We start from the raw sequence: 13,960 nt of genomic DNA, 5'->3' as shown, positions 1-13,960 counted from the left end.
TCACCAATGATCCGGCACACCGTCGTCTTCAGCTTGAAGCATGCCCAGGGCTCGGCGGAGGAGAAGAAGTTCCTGGCCGACGCGATGATCCTCGCCAAGATCCCGACGGTGCGGAAGTTCGAGCAGCTGAAACAGGTGAGCCGCAAGAACGACTACCAGTTCGGCTTCTCGATGGAGTTCGACGACCAGGCCGGCTACGACACTTACGACCAGCATCCCGACCACGTCGCCTTCGTGCGCGACCGCTGGAAGAAGGAAGTGACCGACTTCCTGGAGATCGACTACACGCGGCTCTAGGGGTCATCCGATGGCGCGTGCGGAAGAAGTCGCCGCGGTCCTCGACGCGGCTGTGGTCTGCGACATGACCCTACCCTGGTTCGAGCCCTATATGATCGACCAGGACGTCACCCTGCCGAAGTTCCACTCGGCCGGATTCGATTTCGTCTCGCTGACCGTCAGCATGCCGAAGAACTCTCTCGCGGAGACGATGCGCCATATCGCCAAGGTGAAGGCGCATATCGCTTCGCGGCCCGGCCTCGTCTTCGCCGCGAGCGCGGACGAGATCCTGGCAGCAAAGCGGCAAGGCCGGCTGGCTTTGGGCTTCCATTTCCAGGGCACCGAGCCCTTCGACGGCGACATCGAGCTGGTGCAGAGCTACTACGATCTCGGCGTGCGGCACGCCTTGCTCGCCTATAACCTGAAGAACCTGGTCGGCGACGGCTGCGTCGAGCGCACCGATGCAGGCCTCAGCAAATACGGCATCAACCTGGTCAAGGAAATGAACCGGGTCGGCATGCTGGTCGATGGCTCGCATACCGGCTACCGCACCACGATGGACGCGATGGAGGTCTGCGAGCGGCCGTTCATCTTCTCGCATTCCAACTGCGATGCCGTGGTGCCGCATTACCGCAACATCAAGGACGACCAGATCAAGGCCTGCGCGCGCTCCGGCGGGCTGATCGGCATCAACGGGGTCAACGAGTTCCTCGGCGATATCCATGCCAAGAGCGAAACGATGTTCCGGCATCTCGAGCATATCGTGAACCTCGCCGGCATCGACCATGCCGGGATCGGCCTCGACTATGTGCGCGACGTGCAGGCGATCTGGGACTGGATCCAGCGCGACCGCGATCTCTGGCCGCAGGCCGGCGATGAGGAACAGCCCTACCCCGCCCATGCCCAGCCCGAGCAGGTCGCGGAGCTGGTCGGCCTGATGCTCGATCATGGTTATAAGAGGGACGACGTCGCCAAGGTGCTGGGCGGGAACTTCCTGCGGGTGATGCGCGCGGCGGAAAACCGGCGAAACTAGCGGGTCGGCAGCGTTCCGCGAAGCTGTGGCCATCCGCACGGCGTCGCCGTAAGATTGCCGATCTTGCCGGCGCATCCGGCATTGACCTGAGGAAGAGCCATGGATTCCGGTGGATCGACGACCTTCGCGGTCGAGAAGACCTCTCATCCCGTTTCGGCCAAGGACCGCGAGGCGATCCTCGCCAACCCCGGCTGGGGCCGGAATTTTACCGATCACATGGTCACGATCCGGCATTCCGAGGAGCGCGGCTGGCACGATGCCAAGATCGGCCCGCGCGGCGATCTGCAATTCGACCCCGCGACCATGGTCTTCCATTATGCCCAGGAAATCTTCGAGGGCCTGAAGGCCTATCGCCAGCCCGATGGCGGCGGTGCGCTGTTCCGGCCCCAGATGAATGCCCGCCGCTTCCACAATTCCGCGGTGCGGCTGGCGATGGCGCCGCTGCCGGAGGAGCTGTTCGTCGAATCCGTCCGCGAGCTGGCGCGGATCGACCGCGACTGGATCCCGTCGGCGGAGGGTGCCTCGCTCTATCTCCGGCCCTACATGCTGGGCACCGAGATCGCGCTGGGGACGAAGCCGTCGGCGGGCTACCTCTATGGCGTGGTGGCTTCGCCGGTCGCCGGCTATTTCAAGAGTCCGACGGCCACCGTGACACTCTGGGTCTCCGAGAACTATACGCGCGCAGCACCCGGCGGCACGGGCGCGGCGAAATGCGGCGGCAATTACGCCGCGAGTCTCGCTGCGCAGGCCGAGAGCCTGCGCGAAGGCTGCGACCAGGTGGTGTTCCTCGACGCCGTGGAGCGGAAGTGGATCGAGGAACTGGGCGGGATGAACATCTTCTTCGTGTTCGAGGACGGGTCGTTGCAGACCCCGCCCTTGACCGGCACGATCCTGCCCGGCGTCACCCGCGATTCCCTGATCACCTTGGCGCGCGACCAGGGCATGACCGTGCGCGAGGAACCCTATGCCATCGATCAATGGCAGGCGGATGCCAAGAGCGGCAAGATCCGCGAGGCTTTTGCTTGCGGGACCGCGGCGGTGATCACGCCGATCGCCAAGGTCCGCGGCCGGCGCCACGATTTCACCATGGGCAACGGCAAGGCCGGCCCGGTGGCGCTGAAGCTCAAAAAGACGCTGCTCGACCTGCAGACCGGCCGCAGCAACGACACCTACGGCTGGGTCGACAAGCTGTTCTGATAGGCCTGCGCTCCGCTCTCTCGCGATCCGGCCGGTGTCATCAGTGCGCCGCGGGCAGGCGCGGTACGAGCTTGCGATAGAGGTGCCAGCTCGCGTGGCAGAGGACCGGCATCGCGATCGCCAGCCCGATCAGCAGCGGGATCGCGGCGACGACCAGGCCACCCGCCACCACCAGGCCCCAGGCGGCGATCGGCAGCGGGTTCGCCCGGACGGCACGGAACGACGTCTGCACCGCCGTGCCGAGGCCGACATCGCGGTCGATCAGCAGCGGGAAGGACACGACCGTCATCATCAGGGCCAGCACCGCGAACAGGAAGCCGACGGCAAGGCCGATCCCGATCAGCCACCAGCCGGCCTGGGTCAGGAACAGGTCGGCCACGAACCGGCCGACGGATTCGATCGCCTGCGGCCCATGCGTGACGCGGTAGATCCAGAACGCGGTGCCGAGCCAGACCAGGTACATCGCCACCAGCATGAGCCCGAGCAGCATGATCGCGCCGAAATTGCGCCGTCGCGTCACGCTGAGGGCATTGGCCCAGCTGTGACTGTCGACGTGGTGACGCGTGAGGTTGATCTCGCGTCGGCGGCTCAGCTCATAGAGGACTACGCCGACGAACGGCCCCATGATGACCGAGCCCGATACGATCGGGAACAGCATCGGGATGAACTCATGGTGCAAGGCGGCGGCGCCGATCGCCAGCGAAGCGAGCGGATAGATCAAGAGCAGGAAGACGATGTCGGTGCGATAGGCCATGAAGTCATCGAAGCCGCTGGCCAGCACCTCCTTGAGGTCGCTGAGCTCGATCTTGCTGACGGCGAGCGGCCTGGAGAAGAGGTGCGTTGACGTGTGCCCGATGGACCGACCGGCGCCCGCGACGCCCGTCGCCACTTCGCGCAGCTCGTCAATGACGCACTCGACGGGATTTCTGATTGTCTGCACATCCATGATGCTTCCTCCGAACGGATTGGCTCTGGAGGTCATCGGCTTCGCAGGGGCCGCATCATCGATGGGCGGCGGGCACAACCGACTGCGGCGTGCAGGCAACGCCCAAGTCAGACGACGGTCGGGGCTAGGCCGCGACCAGTCTTAAGTTCGCAGCATACGCCTCCGTGGCGCCGGCGTGAAGGCGGGAACGGCGCCGTCGTCAGGCGCCGGAATGGCCAGCGGCGAGGTTCTTCAAGTAGGGCAGGATCTCGCCGAGATTCGGCGCCGGCTGTCCGCTGCCGAAGGCGAAATAGGCCTGCTTGAACATGCCGTAGAGCCGGTCGTAGACCGCGCGCCGTTCGGGGCGGGGCTGGATGGTCTTGAACGGCAGGCAGAGCGTGGCTTGCGCCGCCGCGACGTCGGGATAGAAGCCGGCGGCGAGGCCGGCGAAGATGCCGGCGCCGAAGCCGGTGGGGATGCCGTCCGGCACCAGCACCGGCTTGCCGAGGACGTCGGCATAGACCTGGTTCAATACCGCGTTCTTCTGCGGGATGCCGCCGCCGTTGATGATGCGGGCGATCGGCACGCCGTTCTCGGCCATGCGCTCGAGGATGAGGCGGGTGTGGAAGGCGGTGCCCTCGATCGCGGCGAAGAGTTCGTCCTGCGCCCTGTGCATGAGGTTCCAGCCGAGCGTGACACCGCCGAGGTCGGATTTCACCAGCACGGTGCGGTCGCCGTTGTCCCAGGTAAGGCGCAGCAGCCCCTTCCCGCCCGGGCCGTAGCGGTCGAGGCTCTTGCTCAGCTCTTCCAGGGGGACATGTGCGCGGCGGGCGATGGCGTCGAAGATGTCGCCGGTCGCCGAGAGCCCCGCCTCGATGCCGATCAGATCCGGCGCGACGCTGCCGGGCACGATGCCGCACAGGCCCGGGATCAAGCCGGCTTCGCGGGCGATGGCGATGATGCAGGTGGAGGTGCCGACCACATTCACCACGTCGCCGATGCGGCAGCCGGCGCCGAGCGCGTCCCAATGCGCGTCGAAGCCGCCGACCGCGACCGGAATGCCGGCGGGAATGCCGAGACGTTCCGCCCAATGCGCGGAAAGGCGGCCGGCGATCTTGTCGCTGGTCTGGTAGTCGCCGCCGAGCTTGGCGCGGATTCCGTCGAGCAGTCGATCTACCGCCGAGAGGAAGGCCTGCGACGGCAGTCCCTGCCAGCGTGGGTTCCACATCCATTTGTGGCCCATGGCGCAGATGCTGCGCTTCAGCTGCGCGGCATCGGTGACGCCGGTCAGCGTGGCCGCGACCATGTCGCAATGCTCGACCGCGGTCACCAGCTTGCCGCGGTCGCTGGGGTTGTGGCGCAGCCAATGCAGCAGCTTGGCGAAGCCCCATTCGTGGGAATAGACCCCGCCGCACCAGTGGATCGCCTCCAGGTCCTGTTTATGGGCGAGCGCGGTGATCTCCTCCGCTTCGGCTTTGGCGCGGTGGTCGCACCAAAGATAGTAGTCGCCGAGCGGCTGCATCCCCTCGCCCAGCATCAGCACGCTGGAGCCGGTGGTGTCGGCCGCCAGCGCCACGATGTCCGCGCCGGCGACGCCGCTGTCCTTAAGCGCCGTCTTCAGCGCGAGGGTGAGCGCCGCCATGTGGTCGTCGTGCGACTGTGTGGCGAAATCGGGATCGCTGTCGCGCCGGTGCAGCGGGTAATCCGCGACCGCGTGGCCCAAGCGGCAGCCGGTCTCGTCGAACAGGGTCACGCGGACGCTGAGCGTGCCGAAATCGATGCCGGCGACGACGCGCATCAGCTCTTCTGCCCGTAGGTTGCCCCGGCCCCGTGCTTGCGGAAGTAATGGCGGTCGAGCAGAGCCTGGGAGACGCCGGCCGCATCCGGCCGCAGCGCCAGGGTGTTCAGCGCCATGCGCGCGACGTATTCGAGCGTCACCGCATTGTGCACGGCATCGGCGGCATCGCGGCCCCAGGTGAAGGGACCGTGCCCCGCGACCAGCACGGCCGGGACTTCAAGGGGATCCTTGTTGCCGAAGGCCTCGACGATCACCACGCCGGTATTGCCGACATAGTCGCCGCCGATCTCGCCGTCGGTGAGCGCGCGGGTGACCGGGACAGGCCCGTGGAAATAGTCCGCATGGGTGGTGCCGAAAGCCGGGATCGGGCGCGCGGCCTGGGCCCAGGTGGTGGCGAACTCGGAATGGGAATGCACCACGCCGCCGATCGAGCCGAAGGCCTGGTAGAGCTGCAAATGCGTGCCGAGGTCGGAGGACGGGTTCAGCTTGCCGAACACGACCTTGCCCTCGAGATCAGTGAGGACGATGTCGTCCGGCGTCATGCTGTCATAGCGCACGCCGCTCGGCTTGATGGCGACGAGGCCGGCGGCGCGATCGATGCCGCTGACATTGCCGAAGGTCGACAGCACCAGGCCGCTCTTCACCAGATCGAGATTGGCCTCGAGGACCTGCTGCCGCAGCTTATCCAGCATGTTTGTGATCTCTGGAAAAAAGTCCGCGGGGCGCCGTCGCCGGCGCCCCGCGGCACGGGAGGTTAGTGCGAGGTCCAGCCCTTGTAGGTCGCAATGTTGTCGGCGGTGATCAGCACGGGATCCAGCAGGATCACGCTCTGCTCCGGCTTCTTGCCGTTGAGGATACCGGCCGCGAGCTCGAGCGACTGGCCGGCCATCACATAGGGATCCTGCGAGGACGAGGCCTTGATCAGCGAGGTCGGGTCCTTGAGCTCGACCTCGATGTCCGGCGCGCCGTCCACCGCGGTGATGATGAACTCCTTGCGGCCGAGCTGCTTGGCCGCGAGGTTGACGCCGATCGCGGTCGGGTCGTTGATCGCGAAGATCGCGTCCACCTTCGGGAAGCGGGTCAACAGGCTCTGCGCCACGGCGAAGCCTCCGTCGCGGGAGCCCTTGGCATCCTGGTCGTCGGAGAGGATCTTGATGCCCGGGTTGGCGGCGAAGACTTCCTTGCAGCCCTTGACGCGATCGGTGACGGAAGAAACCTGCGGCCCGTTGACGATCAGGACTTCGCCGCTCTTGTTCGGCAGGTGATCGACGATGTACTGGCAGGCGAGCGTGCCGGCCTTGACGTTGTCGGTCATGACGGTCACGTCGGCGCCGGCCGCCGCGACGTCGAAGGCGGCGACGATCATGCCGGCCGCCTGGGCCTTCTTCACCGCCGGCTCGATCGCCTTCGGATCGACCGCGTTGATCATCAGCACGTTGGTGCCCGCGGCAATGAAGTTGTCCACCTGGGTGAACTGCTTGTTGAGGTCATAATCGGACGAGACCGAGGTCACTTCGACCTTCGGGTTGATGCCCTTGGCCTTGTCCTCGATGCCCTTGATGGTGGCGACGAAGAACGGGTTGCCGAGCGAGCCGACCGAGATGCCGACCTTGCCGAGATCGGCGGCCAGGGCCGGCGCCGCGATCGCGGTGCTGAGCACCAGGCCGAGTGCCAGACGAGAGAGCTTCATGGTTCCTCCTTGTTGCGACGATGTTTGTTGGTTTCGTGCAGTGATCCGGCGCCTATCACGCGCCGGCCGTCTTGGTCCCCTTCACGTGCGTCCGCCTTCCCGCGTGCGATAGCGGTCGAGCGCGACGGCGCCGATGATGACCAAACCCTTGATGATGTATTGCCAGATGTCGGAGATGCCGAGCAGGATCAGGCCGTTGGTCAGCATGGCGATGATCAGCGCGCCGATCAGCGTGCCCCAGATCGAGCCGATACCGCCGGTGAAGCTGGTGCCGCCGAGGATGACCGCGGCGATCGCGTCCAATTCGTAAGACTGCCCGAGCTGCAAGCCGTTCGCGGCATAGAGCCGCGCTGCCGACATGACGCCGCCCAGCCCCGAGAGCAGGCCCGAGGCGGCGTAGACGAAGAGCAGGATCTGCCAGACCTTGATGCCGGCGAGGCGCGCCGCGTCCGGGTTGCCGCCGACCGCATAGATGCGGTTGCCGAGCACGGTCCGCCGCAGCACGATCCAGGAGATCACCACCACGGCCAATGCAATGATCACCAGCCAGGGCACGCCGAGGAAAGTGCCGTTGCCGATGAAGGCGAAGGGGAGCTGCGGGTTGAACACGGTGGTGTCGGCGCCCATCAGCCGGGCGATGCCGCGCACCGCGGTCAGCGAGCCCAGGGTCACGATGAAGGGCGGCAGGCGCATCGCCGCGATCAGGATGCCGTTGGCCAGCCCGAAGGCGAGGCCCATGCCGAGCGCCGCGGGAATCCCCAGCATGCCCCATTCCGGGATATTTGAGGCGATGATCGCGATCATGGCGGAGGCGGCGAGGATCGAGCCGACCGAAAGATCGATTCCGGCGGTGAGAATCACGAAGGTCATGCCGGCGGCGAGCACGATGTTGATCGCCGCCTGCTGGGTCACGATCGAGAGATTCTGCCAGCTCATGAAGCGGTCGGTGGTGAGCTGGAAGAACACCGCGAGCAGGATCAAGACCGGCAGCATCCCGGCGACCTGCAGGATTGTGCGCATCTTCTGCTTGCGGGCCTGGGCGCCCTGCCTGGCTTCGGCTGCGGATTGGGTTGCCTGATCGACCATGCTTGTCTCTAAGCCGCCTTGCTGTCTTCGGTGAGGGTGGCGAGCGCCATGACGGCTTCCTGGGTGATCGGCTGTTCCGCCGAGCCCTTGACCTCGCCGACGATCCGGCCGTCGCGCATGACCAGCGCACGGTCGGAGATGCCGACCAGCTCGGGCAGCTCGCTGGAGATGACCAGGATCGCCGCACCGGCGCGGGCGAGATCGTCGATGATCTGGTAGATCTGCGACTTGGCGCCGACATCGATACCGCGGGTCGGCTCGTCGAGCAGCAGCACCTTGGGCTTGGTCTCCAGGAGCCGCGCCAGCAGCACCTTCTGCTGGTTGCCGCCGGAGAGCGAGCCGGCGGTGACGCCGGCGCTCAAGGTGCGGATGCCGAGCGACTGGATCGCCTTGGCCGCGCGGGCACGGGCGGCGCGGAGATTCAAGAGGCCGCCGGGATGCGAATCCTGGTCGAGCACGCCCATGCCGATATTCTCGCGGATGGTCATGTCGAGGAAGAGGCCCAAGGCCTTGCGATCCTCGGTGAGGTAGACGATTCCGGAATCGACTGCGTCCTGCGGCGCGCCGATCCGGCATTCCCGGCCGCCGACCAGGACGCGGCCGGCGGTCTTGCGGTCGGCGCCGTAGATGAGACGCGCGAGCTCGGTGCGGCCGGAGCCAACCAGGCCGGAGAGCCCGACCACTTCGCCGGCGCGCAAGGTGAAGCTGCAATCCTTGATCAGGCGGCCGTCGCTGAGCCCTTCGACCTGCAGCACGATCGGCCGATCGCCGGCGGCGCCGCCATGTTTCTTGGTGTAGAAGGAGGAGAGCTCGCGGCCGACCATCATGCGCACGATGGCGGCGGCATTCACCTCGCCCTTGTCGAGGGTCCCGACCAGCAGGCCGTCGCGCAAGACCGAGACGCGGTCGGCGAGCTCATAGACCTCGCTCATCCGGTGGCTGATATAGACGATGGCGATGCCTTCGGCCTTCAATTGCCGGATGATCGCGAACAGGCGCTCGGCCTCGCGGGCGGAGAGCGCGGTTGTCGGCTCGTCCATCACCAGGATGCGCGGGTGTTCGGCCAGCGCCCGGGCGATCTCCACCAGCTGGCGCTCGGCCAGCGACAGGGTCGCGACCCGCGCCGCCGGGCTGAACGGCGCGTTCAGGCGTTCGAGCAGGGGCCGCACCGCGGCCTCCATCGCCCGGCGGTCGATCAGGCCTATGCGGCTCTTCTCGTCGCCGAGGAAGACGTTCTCTGCGACCGTGAGATTGGGGGCGAGCGAAAGCTCCTGGTAGATGACGGCGATACCGTGGCGCCGGCCGGCCAGCGGCCCGTCGATCGTCACCGGCCTGCCTTTGAGGCGGATCTCGCCGCCGGGATCGGCCTGGTAGGCGCCGGAGAGAATCTTCATCAGGGTGGATTTGCCGGCGCCGTTCTCGCCCATAAGCGCGTGGATCTCGCCGCGATGGAAGGTGCAGGTGACGTCGGTCAGCGCCCGGATCGCCCCGAACGTCTTGCCGATCCCGCGCATCTCCAACTCGGGTGCCTCACCCGCAGCCACTGACCCTGGGGTCCCTGACAACGCCGCTCCTCCGCCCGGTCTTTACTTTTGAATTTTGCATTCGACTTTTGAAATAGAAACTTCCGTATCGAAAGCGCTTTGTCAAGCACTGGAGGAATTGAGCGATTTCAAGCCTCTCGGGTCCGGCTTGACCGCTCCCCCGACTTTCGATTTGATCGCCGCGATGAGCGACCCCGCTGCCCTGACCGATTTTCCCGCTGCGAATGCCGGCGAAGCTTCCGGTTCCGAAGCGCGGCGGCAGCAGTTGCTGGATTTCGTCCGGCACCATGAATTCGCGCGGATCCAGGATCTGGCGCGCCAGCTCGGCGTCTCCGAAGTCACCGTGCGCAGCGACATCGACATCCTGGCGCGGGCCGGCGGCATCCGGCGGGTGCGCGGCGGCGCCATGCGCGTGGTCGAGGCGGTGCCGGAGGTCGTCTACGAGGCGCGGGTCTCCTCACACCAGCGCGAGAAACGCGCCATCGGAATGGCGGCCGCGGCGATGCTCGCCCCCGGCGACAGTGTGATCCTCGACGTCGGCACCACGGCGATGGCGGTGGCCGACGCGATCGTCGACCGGCAGGACCTCACCAACCTCACCGTGTTCACGCCGGGGCTCAACATCGCGCTGGCCTTGGAGCGGGCGATCCCGCGGATCGAGGTGGTGGTGACCGGCGGGACGCTCCGGCCGCAGCAGCATTCTTTGGTCGGACCCAACAGCACGCTGATCCTGGACCAGATCCGCGCCACCTTCGGCTTCCTGGGCTGCAACGGGATTGATCCGTCGCATGGCATCGTGGGCCTCAGCCTCTCCGACGTCGCCTTGAAACAGGCGATCCTGCGCGCTTCACGCACCAGCGTCATCGTCACCGATGCCAGCAAGTTCTCGCAGACCTCGCTGGTCCGCGTCTGCGGCTTCGAGGACATCGACATGGTGCTGACCGCGGGTGCGCCGGACCCGGTCTCGGTCGAGGCGGTGCGCGAAGCCGGCACCGAAGTGCGGATTCTCCCGGTCGACTGACTAGCGGTGGACGCCGATGTAGCGCTCCAGCGGGATCGGGTCCGTGGCGAGCTCGGCCGCCGGCGCCTCGTGCTGGATCACGCCATTCTCGATCAGCGCGATTCGGTCGCAGATCCGCAACGCCGATTTCACCTGCTGCTCGACCAGGAGGATCGCCACGCCGCTTTCTCGAAGTGCCGCGACAGTGTCGAGGATGCGGTGGGTGACCGCCGGGATCAGGCCTTCGCTCGGCTCGTCGAGCAGCAGCACCTTCGGCTGGGCGCAGAGCGCGCGCGCCACCGCCAGCATCTGCTGCTCGCCGCCGCTCAAGGTACCGGCGGCTTGGCTGAGCCGCTCGCGCAGGATCGGGAAGAGGTCGAGGATCGGTTCCGCTTGCGCTTGCGGCGCGTCCTTCACCAGCAGGCCCATGCGCAGGTTCTCGGCCACGGTGAGCTCGGCGAAGAGGCGCCGGCCCTGCGGCACATAGGCGATGCCGCGCCGCGGGATCGCATGCGCCGGCAGGCCGATGATCTCCGCGCCGTCCAGCAAGAGCGAGCCGGAGCGCTTCGGCACCAGGCCCATGATGGTTTTGAGCAGCGTGGTCTTGCCGGCGCCGTTGCGGCCCATCAGGCCGAGGATCTCGCCCGCGGCGACGGTGAGCGAGATTTCGTTGACCGCTCTCACGGGACCATAGGCGCCGGTGATGGATTTCAGCTTCAGCATCAGTCCCCCAGATAGGCCTGCTGCACGGCAGGATGCTGCTCGATCTCGGCCGGCGTGCCTTCGGCCAGGATCGCGCCGCGGTCCATCACGGTGACCCGGTCGGCCAGCTCCAGCACGACCTTGAGGTTGTGCTCGATGAAGAGGATCGTGGTGCTCTGCGCGGTCTTGCGGATCAGGTCGCAAAACGGCGCGATGTCGCCCGGCGCCAGGCCTTGGGTCGGCTCGTCAAGGATCAGCAGCGAAGGCTTGAGCGCCAGGCCCATGGCGATCTCCAGCAGGCGCTGGTGGCCATAGGGCAATTCACCGGCGATGCGCTCGGCTTCACCGGTCAAGTCGACCGCGGCGAGCGCTTCATCGACCGCAGCGTTCAGCATCGCCGGCGGCAAAGCGAAGCGATGGCCTTGCGTCCGGGTCAGGTGCCGCTGCGCCGCCAGCGCGACGTTGTCGCGGCAGCTCAGCCGCTTGAACACGCTGGTGATCTGGAAGGTGTAGACGATGCCGCGGGCGACCCGGTCCCAGGGCTGCATCCGCGTGATGTCGGTGCCGTCGAAGGCGACCGTGCCGGCACTCGGCAGCACGCGGCCGCAGATCATGCCGACCAAAGTGGTCTTGCCCGCGCCGTTGGGGCCGATGACACCGCGGATCTCGCCGCGCTCCAGCACGAAGGAAACGTCGTTGACGGCGCGAATGCCGCCATACTGGCGCGTGAGATTGCGTGTCTCCAAGAGGCTCATGGCGCGCGCCGCCAGCGGCGGAGCCAGCCGGCAAGGCCGGCTGGGAACCAGAGGGTGATCGCCACCAGCGCCAGGCCGACGATGATCATGTAGCTCGAGGTGAAGCGGCTGGCGATCTCGATCAGGTAGTACATGATGCCGGTGCCGAGCAACGGACCGAGGGTGGCGCCCGCCCCGCCGAGCAAAGTCCAGAGCAGCGGCTCGGTCGAATACTGCAGCGACGCGAAGGACGAGCCGACATAGCCGAACAGCAGGCAATAGAGCGCGCCCGCGAGCCCAGAGAGTGTGCCGGAGATGACCAGCGCGGTGAAGCGATAGAGCGCGGTGTTGTAGCCGAGCAGCCGCGTGCGGGCCTCATTCTCGCGGATCGCGATCAGCACCCGGCCGAAGGGCGAGCGCAGCAGCCAGAGCGAGAGCAGCAATGCCAGGGCGAAGGCGAGCAGCGCGACGTTGTATTTCACCATCGGATCGGCGAGGCCGAGGGACGCGCCGAAGATCTCGACCGGCGGCAGCGAAAGCACGATGCCCTGGTCGCCCAAGGTGATGGTGTTGAAGTAGAGCGTCGAGAGGAAGGCGGCCTGGGCCAGCATCAGGGTCACGATCAGGAAAGCGACACCGGTGGTGCGGTAGACGATGGCGCCGGTCAGCAGTGAGACCAGCAGCGCGGCCCCGATCCCGGAAGCGAGGGCGGCGATCGGCCCGAAATCCCACCAATGCGCCGTCAACCCCGCGCCATAGGCGCCGGCGGCGAAGAACAGCGCATGGCCGAGGCTCAAGAGGCCGGTATAGCCGAGCAGGATGTTGTAGCCGATGGCGAAGACCGCATAGAGCATGATGCGGGTGACGTTGCCGTAGTGATAGGCCGGCAGCGCGAATTGCACGACGAACAGCGCCGCGATGACGGCGAGATGCAGCCCATAGAGGCGTGCCGCGGAGCCGCTCATGTCGCGGCACCCCGGGCCAGGCCGCCCGGCTTCCAGACCAGCACGGCGGCGACCAGCAAGGTGGCGATGATCTTCGACAGCGTCGGCGAGAACAGCACCGAGATCATGCCCTCGCCGATGCCGATGCAGGCGGCGGCCAGCAGGGTGCCGCGCAGATTGCCGAGCCCTCCGACGATGACGACGATGAAGGAGAGCAGCAGCGGGTCGGCGCCCATCAGGTAATGCGCGCCGCGGATCGGCGCGATCAGCACGCCGGAGAGGGCGGCCAGCATCGCGCCCAAAGCGAAGACGGTCGCATAGACCCGTTTCACCGGCACGCCGAAGGCCTGGGCGGTCTCGGAATCCAGCTGCGTCGCGCGCATGTAGAGGCCGATCCGGCTCTTCGACAGCAGCAGCCAGGTGGCGCCGAGCAGCAGCAGCGCCAGGCCGGCGACGATCAGCTTGTAGCCGGAATAGCCGAACCAGGGAAATTGGACGCGGAAATAGATCGGCGGCTCCAGCGGGCGCGCATCCGGGCCGTAGACCATGAGCACGCCCTGCTGGATGATGTAGAGCAGGCCCATGGTGGCGACGATGGTGCGCTCGGGATCGTAGTTGATCCGCCGCAGCACCAGCCAGTCCGAGGCGATGGCGATGGCGCCCACGATCCGCGGCGCCACGGCCAGCGCCACGGCGAATCCCAGCAGCGGATGCGCGCCGAGCAGGTCGGCCGAGCACCACCAGGCGACGACCGCGCCCAGCATCACGAACTCGCCATGGGCGATGTTGATGACCCGCATCACGCCGAAGACCAGGGAGAGGCCGAGCGCGGTCAGCGCCAGCACGGCGGCACCGACCGACCCTTCGAGCAGGGCGAGAAGCAGAGCAGAGCCGGTGATCATGGGTGCATCATTGCCGCATCGAGTTTGCGGCACCCCCTCCCAACCCTCCCCCGAAGCCGGGGGAGGGCTTTGCATGCGATCAGATCTCCCTCCCCCGTCTTCGGGGGAGGGTTGGGGTGGGGGTGCACC

General features: G+C 66.8%; 14 protein-coding genes. 4 read left to right on the top strand and 10 right to left on the bottom strand.

Going from position 1 to position 13,960, the window contains the following annotated elements; all coding sequences use genetic code 11:
• Nucleotides 1-6 precede the first annotated feature (6 nt).
• The 3 genes from ACH2CY_RS11495 (at nucleotide 7) to ACH2CY_RS11485 (ending at nucleotide 2,506) form a co-directional block, all read left to right on the top strand.
• A complete protein-coding gene (locus tag ACH2CY_RS11495; RefSeq protein ID WP_395019124.1) occupies nucleotides 7-297 on the top strand; it encodes a Dabb family protein in 291 nt (96 codons plus the stop codon).
• 10 nt (nucleotides 298-307) lie between these two features.
• Complete coding sequence (locus ACH2CY_RS11490; RefSeq protein ID WP_395019123.1) at nucleotides 308-1,309, top strand: dipeptidase; 1,002 nt, start codon at nucleotides 308-310, stop codon at nucleotides 1,307-1,309.
• 99 nt (nucleotides 1,310-1,408) lie between these two features.
• Nucleotides 1,409-2,506 carry a branched-chain amino acid aminotransferase gene (locus ACH2CY_RS11485; RefSeq protein WP_395019121.1) on the top strand — a complete coding sequence of 366 codons (1,098 nt, stop codon included), beginning with the start codon at nucleotides 1,409-1,411 and terminating at the stop codon, nucleotides 2,504-2,506.
• A 40-nt stretch (nucleotides 2,507-2,546) separates the two neighbouring features.
• Here the strand turns inward: ACH2CY_RS11485 and ACH2CY_RS11480 are convergent, their stop codons facing one another.
• The 6 genes from ACH2CY_RS11480 to ACH2CY_RS11455 form a co-directional block, all read right to left on the bottom strand.
• Nucleotides 2,547-3,452, bottom strand: a complete 906-nt coding sequence (locus ACH2CY_RS11480; protein ID WP_395019119.1) for a DUF2189 domain-containing protein — start codon at nucleotides 3,450-3,452, stop codon at nucleotides 2,547-2,549.
• Nucleotides 3,453-3,651: 199 nt separating this feature from the next.
• Nucleotides 3,652-5,229, bottom strand: a complete 1,578-nt coding sequence (locus ACH2CY_RS11475; protein WP_395019117.1) for a ribulokinase — start codon at nucleotides 5,227-5,229, stop codon at nucleotides 3,652-3,654.
• Entirely contained in the window at nucleotides 5,229-5,921 is a 693-nt protein-coding gene (locus ACH2CY_RS11470; RefSeq protein WP_395019116.1) for an L-ribulose-5-phosphate 4-epimerase, read from the bottom strand. The genes ACH2CY_RS11475 and ACH2CY_RS11470 overlap by 1 nt, the downstream gene beginning before the upstream one ends.
• A 62-nt stretch (nucleotides 5,922-5,983) precedes the next feature.
• Nucleotides 5,984-6,919 carry an ABC transporter substrate-binding protein gene (locus ACH2CY_RS11465; RefSeq protein WP_395019114.1) on the bottom strand — a complete coding sequence of 312 codons (936 nt, stop codon included), beginning with the start codon at nucleotides 6,917-6,919 and terminating at the stop codon, nucleotides 5,984-5,986.
• Nucleotides 6,920-7,000: 81 nt separating this feature from the next.
• Nucleotides 7,001-8,005 (bottom strand): ribose ABC transporter permease, encoded by a 1,005-nt coding sequence (locus ACH2CY_RS11460; RefSeq protein WP_395019112.1) that lies wholly within the window; start codon nucleotides 8,003-8,005, stop codon nucleotides 7,001-7,003.
• An 8-nt stretch (nucleotides 8,006-8,013) separates the two neighbouring features.
• Complete coding sequence (locus tag ACH2CY_RS11455; protein WP_395019110.1) at nucleotides 8,014-9,519, bottom strand: sugar ABC transporter ATP-binding protein; 1,506 nt, start codon at nucleotides 9,517-9,519, stop codon at nucleotides 8,014-8,016.
• A 214-nt stretch (nucleotides 9,520-9,733) separates the two neighbouring features.
• Here ACH2CY_RS11455 and ACH2CY_RS11450 point away from each other — a divergent pair, with 214 nt between their 5' ends.
• On the top strand, nucleotides 9,734-10,570 hold the full coding sequence (locus ACH2CY_RS11450) for a DeoR/GlpR family DNA-binding transcription regulator (RefSeq protein WP_395019109.1): 837 nt from the start codon (nucleotides 9,734-9,736) through the stop codon (nucleotides 10,568-10,570).
• Here ACH2CY_RS11450 and ACH2CY_RS11445 read toward each other — a convergent pair whose 3' ends face one another.
• From ACH2CY_RS11445 to ACH2CY_RS11430, 4 genes are read right to left on the bottom strand one after another with little or no spacing between them, the layout of a single operon-like run.
• Nucleotides 10,571-11,272, bottom strand: coding sequence for an ABC transporter ATP-binding protein (locus ACH2CY_RS11445; RefSeq protein ID WP_395019108.1), 702 nt, complete (start codon nucleotides 11,270-11,272; stop codon nucleotides 10,571-10,573). It abuts the gene before it with no gap.
• The gene (locus tag ACH2CY_RS11440) at nucleotides 11,272-12,006 is read right to left on the bottom strand and encodes an ABC transporter ATP-binding protein (RefSeq protein WP_395019106.1); all 735 of its coding nucleotides are present in this window, start codon (nucleotides 12,004-12,006) and stop codon (nucleotides 11,272-11,274) included. Before ACH2CY_RS11440 ends, ACH2CY_RS11445 begins: the two co-directional genes overlap by 1 nt.
• On the bottom strand, nucleotides 12,003-12,950 hold the full coding sequence (locus ACH2CY_RS11435; RefSeq protein ID WP_395019104.1) for a branched-chain amino acid ABC transporter permease: 948 nt from the start codon (nucleotides 12,948-12,950) through the stop codon (nucleotides 12,003-12,005). Before ACH2CY_RS11435 ends, ACH2CY_RS11440 begins: the two co-directional genes overlap by 4 nt.
• Nucleotides 12,947-13,831, bottom strand: a complete 885-nt coding sequence (locus ACH2CY_RS11430) for a branched-chain amino acid ABC transporter permease (protein WP_395019102.1) — start codon at nucleotides 13,829-13,831, stop codon at nucleotides 12,947-12,949. The genes ACH2CY_RS11435 and ACH2CY_RS11430 overlap by 4 nt, the downstream gene beginning before the upstream one ends.
• Nucleotides 13,832-13,960: the final 129 nt, after the last annotated feature.

The organism is Dongia sp. (assembly GCF_041905885.1).
In the GTDB taxonomy this organism is placed as follows: domain Bacteria; phylum Pseudomonadota; class Alphaproteobacteria; order Dongiales; family Dongiaceae; genus Dongia.
The sequence above is the reverse complement of the archived record's forward strand: the minus strand, read 5'-3'. Positions and strand labels throughout refer to the sequence as shown.

Coding starts and splice junctions, on each gene's coding strand:
- ACH2CY_RS11485 (WP_395019121.1), top strand. CDS start 1,409: ATGGATTCCGGTGGATCGACGACCTTCGCGGTCGAGAAGACCTCTCAT.
- ACH2CY_RS11445 (WP_395019108.1), bottom strand. CDS start 11,272: ATGCTGAAGCTGAAATCCATCACCGGCGCCTATGGTCCCGTGAGAGCG.
- ACH2CY_RS11455 (WP_395019110.1), bottom strand. CDS start 9,519: ATGCGCGGGATCGGCAAGACGTTCGGGGCGATCCGGGCGCTGACCGAC.
- ACH2CY_RS11480 (WP_395019119.1), bottom strand. CDS start 3,452: ATGGATGTGCAGACAATCAGAAATCCCGTCGAGTGCGTCATTGACGAG.
- ACH2CY_RS11435 (WP_395019104.1), bottom strand. CDS start 12,950: ATGAGCGGCTCCGCGGCACGCCTCTATGGGCTGCATCTCGCCGTCATC.
- ACH2CY_RS11450 (WP_395019109.1), top strand. CDS start 9,734: ATGAGCGACCCCGCTGCCCTGACCGATTTTCCCGCTGCGAATGCCGGC.
- ACH2CY_RS11465 (WP_395019114.1), bottom strand. CDS start 6,919: ATGAAGCTCTCTCGTCTGGCACTCGGCCTGGTGCTCAGCACCGCGATC.
- ACH2CY_RS11475 (WP_395019117.1), bottom strand. CDS start 5,229: ATGCGCGTCGTCGCCGGCATCGATTTCGGCACGCTCAGCGTCCGCGTG.
- ACH2CY_RS11460 (WP_395019112.1), bottom strand. CDS start 8,005: ATGGTCGATCAGGCAACCCAATCCGCAGCCGAAGCCAGGCAGGGCGCC.
- ACH2CY_RS11430 (WP_395019102.1), bottom strand. CDS start 13,831: ATGATCACCGGCTCTGCTCTGCTTCTCGCCCTGCTCGAAGGGTCGGTC.
- ACH2CY_RS11440 (WP_395019106.1), bottom strand. CDS start 12,006: ATGAGCCTCTTGGAGACACGCAATCTCACGCGCCAGTATGGCGGCATT.
- ACH2CY_RS11495 (WP_395019124.1), top strand. CDS start 7: ATGATCCGGCACACCGTCGTCTTCAGCTTGAAGCATGCCCAGGGCTCG.
- ACH2CY_RS11490 (WP_395019123.1), top strand. CDS start 308: ATGGCGCGTGCGGAAGAAGTCGCCGCGGTCCTCGACGCGGCTGTGGTC.
- ACH2CY_RS11470 (WP_395019116.1), bottom strand. CDS start 5,921: ATGCTGGATAAGCTGCGGCAGCAGGTCCTCGAGGCCAATCTCGATCTG.